The organism is Synechococcus sp. R55.3 (genome assembly GCF_047461975.1).
Classification (GTDB): domain Bacteria; phylum Cyanobacteriota; class Cyanobacteriia; order Thermostichales; family Thermostichaceae; genus Thermostichus.
In genome coordinates, this window is the sequence record NZ_JANSIG010000163.1 from 1 (window position 1) to 1,101 (window position 1,101).

Below are 1,101 nucleotides of genomic sequence, written 5' to 3' on the forward strand. Positions count from 1 at the left end.
GCGAAAGGACTCCGTCCCGCTGACGCGAAAGGACTCCGTCCCGCTGACGCGAAAGGACTCCGTCCCGCTGACGCGATCGGGGTTGGTCAGGAAAGGCTCCCCAAGTTACCCCCGCCACCCAAAGATTTCCCCTTTTGTCCGAAGCAAGAGAACGAATCCAGTCAAATTGACATTCTCTCCCGCCTAAAGGCGAGGGATTCTTTCCCGGTTTGTGAAACGACTTTCACTTGCCGGGCTACATTGGGCGTGAGGCCAATACCTCAACCCAATGGGGGATGCCATCACCCCAACTACTGGGACATCGAACTGCCCCAGATACTTCCGTCTCAAATTCACTGCACCCACACCGTCGCGGTGAAACCTAAAGCCACAGGCTCGGCAATGATACTCCCTACCACTGGGCTTGTGGAGCATGTTGCAGCGCGGGCACTTCTGCGAGGTGTACCGCTCCTCTTGCAACACCACCCGCATCCCCAACTGCTCTGCCTTGTAGGTGAGCATCCGCCGCACCTGTCCCGACAGCATTTGGTGGATTTTCTGGTTGGCTACCTTGTTGTACTGGGCCGACCGCCGGATATCCCGGATGTCCCCAATCACAACCGTCTGCACGCCTCTTGCTTGGAGCGTGGAGACCAACCTGGTCGTCTGCTTGTGGAGAATGTCCGCCATCTGCTTTGCCAGCCTAGCTAACTGACGCTGCTTAGAACGAACTAACCGCTTCCACCGCCGTGAGCCTCTCTTCTTGCGAGCCATTAGCCTGGAGAGCTTGCCCTTCAGCTTGTTCTGGTAACGCCTTTGGGAACGCAGCAACCGCCCGTTGGCTATGAAAGTTTCCTTCCCATCGTGGGCAACGGCCAGATGCACTTCTCCCAAATCCACCCCTGCCACTTCCCCGGCCTTTGGTGTTTCCTCTTCTTTCCTCTCCGCCTGCCGTTTGCTGAGGTCGTAGCAGGCCCGCAGCTCGTACTGCTTGCCGTCCCAGCCGATTTCTACTTGGACTGGAGTCTCCCACGCCCAAGAAATGACCACAGGCGGGTTGGTCTTGCCGTTGGAAAGAACTAACTTCCCACCCCGAACCCTAATGGCAGAGGACTTCCAGAT

Annotated in this window: 1 protein-coding gene; it reads right to left on the reverse strand. The window is 57.4% G+C overall.

Going from position 1 to position 1,101, the window contains the following annotated elements:
- Positions 1–183: 183 nt before the first annotated feature.
- Positions 184–1,101 (reverse strand): RNA-guided endonuclease InsQ/TnpB family protein (locus tag NW849_RS14325; protein ID WP_414358519.1); only part of this gene is annotated, 918 nt, incomplete at its 5' end.